Below are 2,287 nucleotides of genomic sequence, written 5' to 3'. Positions count from 1 at the left end.
CATTACATGTTTTTACTTTATACTTTACGTTTTTTTACTAGTCTTCTAACAACATATATGCCTCCGATCAGCGCAAACAAATTTAATGAATCTCCAAGGTTAATAGTCAAATTAAAAGTGTTATTAACCCTGACATCATTTTTATTGTTATTTGAACCAGGTTGGTTATTAATTTCCCTTAATTCATTCATAAAATAGCCCCCCACAATAAATAAGGTATACTCATATTCACAAAAAATTCCAACTTTACATGGGGGGAATGTTGATAATCTGCTAGTCATCTACAAAAATAATGACGCCATCCAATTAAGAATGACGCCCGTAAAAGTATTAATATAGTTTTTTTAGGTTAAATAATTTAGAGAATAACGTTTGATTTTTATCCGTAATCTTTAATTCTTCCATAATTAATTTTTCTTGATTGGTAGTAATCCAATTTTGTAATTCTTGTTTATCTTTACAAAGCGTATGATATGTTTCTCCACCTTTACCAAGTGCGTTTACAACATATCTACAAGTGTTCGCCATAATTTCCACCTTTAAAAATAAATTAGTTTCCTATAAGGATTATATCAGGCATAAAAAAATAGTCCATCATTATTTTTCATCAAAATCATCTAATTTGTTACAAACAAAAAAGACACCAAAATGGAAGATTAGTGTCTCATCTGTCTTAAAAGGAAGTTAAACGCTTTCAACATGCTTTGGTTTAAATGTCATCCGCCATGCTTTTTTATGAACTGTGACCGACAGCCAGAACAACATGATCGCAATCACTGGGTGTGCGGAGGCTGCCCATGGTAAAAGGGAATCCCACATTGGTGAAGAAATAAACAAAAGCTGTCAGGTTACCCCGACAGCTTTATGTTACGATTTTATTTGAATATGAATATCATGAGTACGTTTACTTCACCCCGCCAGGGCCTACACGACGACTAACTGTAACGGTCTTAGCAGTGTCAGTCTCGGAAGTACTTGTAAACGTCAGATTCGTTGGAACTGGCTGAGGGGCAGCTTTACTTGCAGCAGGGATTTTTACGAAAACAGGAACAGTTACGGTTTTACCTGCTTCTACCTCAATCACATTATTCTGAAGCCTTAATTCCCAACCTGCGTCTGTTTTGGCGTTCAGGCGGATTAGATCTGTCGCATTTCCAGTGTTGGTCACATTGAAATTGTAGACAGCGATTCTTCCAGGTGCTGCTTGTTCTGCTGGACCAACCGTACCTGCAACTCCTCGTTCAAATGAACCAGCACCATCCATATTTCTTACAGCTACTCGGTAAGAGAGCGCGCCTTGTTTGTCATACTTCTTACCTAAAATATAGAAGTGAAGTCGGTTAGCTTCATCCTTGTACTCACTTACGACACCATCACCAGTTCCTGCTTTAAAAAGAGAGTCTGCTAGCTGTTGAAAATCACCGACAGACATCATTGCTGTGGTTCCGTCAGGTCGTTTAAAATCTACTTGATTTATATCCTCTTTATGTGAATCAACTACCCAGATATTTGGGGCGGACTCGGCGTTCTTTGTCTTGGCTAAAAGAACACCAGAATCAGGGACAAAGGAGTCAAATCCTACCCGGTCAACTACCTCGACTGTGTAATTATTGTACCATTTTGCACCACGCTGCATATCAGCTCGCCAATCGTCGTTCAAGGAGTTCACTGGTGTTAGATCCTCCATGCTAATGTTAATACCGTGGATGGCAGAACGGCCAAATTCACTGCCTGCTGGTACCTCACGGGCGAGGATGTCAGTGAATACTGGGCCTGTAGTTGCTAATTCGTCACGGTTTAGACTAAGATACTGATCCTCAGAAAGAAAGCCCTGTTTGATTTTATTACGCAGCATATGATGGGATGGGGCAGATGCACCTAAAGGTGATGGAACCATCCATCGGGTGTGCGGACCACCAGGACCATTAAAGCTTCCGCGGCTCATTAGTTCCCAAGGTCCTGAATAAGACCTAGAAACAGGAATGCCGTACGGATTATTGTAATTATCTCCGAGGGTCATAATATGGCCAAATTCGTGAGCAAATGTCCCCATTCCATCATTTTCACCTTGGATGGAGGTGCCGCCACCGGCGCTTGACCAAATGCTCTTGGCTGCGTACCAAGATGTCCATGGGACATAGCGGGTTTTGGCTGAATTAGGCATACCTGTAACATTTGGACCAAAGGGAGCGGTTACGGACTCCGGATTTTGAAACTTCATTTCGCCTAGTTCCTGCCAGACACCAGATTCATCATAACCGGCATGGATGACAAATCTGAAGTCAAA

3 protein-coding genes are annotated in these 2,287 nt (G+C 40.8%); all 3 read right to left on the bottom strand.

The features are described 5' to 3' along the window. Positions 1–17 precede the first annotated feature (17 nt). Positions 18–191: a hypothetical protein gene (locus V7137_RS24035; protein WP_335700404.1), complete on the bottom strand. Its 174-nt coding sequence runs from the start codon at positions 189–191 to the stop codon at positions 18–20. A gap of 139 nt (positions 192–330) precedes the next feature. Beyond that, on the bottom strand, positions 331–528 hold the full coding sequence (locus tag V7137_RS24030; protein ID WP_218346381.1) for a hypothetical protein: 198 nt from the start codon (positions 526–528) through the stop codon (positions 331–333). 376 nt (positions 529–904) lie between these two features. After that, a partial coding sequence (locus V7137_RS24025) for a FixG Ig-like domain-containing protein (protein ID WP_335700403.1) occupies positions 905–2,287 on the bottom strand: 1,383 nt, incomplete at its 5' end.

The sequence above is a fragment of the Neobacillus drentensis genome, from assembly GCF_036962765.1.
GTDB classification, from domain to species: domain Bacteria; phylum Bacillota; class Bacilli; order Bacillales; family Cytobacillaceae; genus Neobacillus; species Neobacillus drentensis_C.
This window is presented reverse-complemented; position numbering and strand designations above follow the sequence as displayed.

What these genes read in the sequence shown, in the direction of transcription:
- V7137_RS24035 (WP_335700404.1), bottom strand. Translation starts at nt 191, where the DNA reads ATGAATGAATTAAGGGAAATTAATAACCAACCTGGTTCAAATAACAAT.
- V7137_RS24030 (WP_218346381.1), bottom strand. Translation starts at nt 528, where the DNA reads ATGGCGAACACTTGTAGATATGTTGTAAACGCACTTGGTAAAGGTGGA.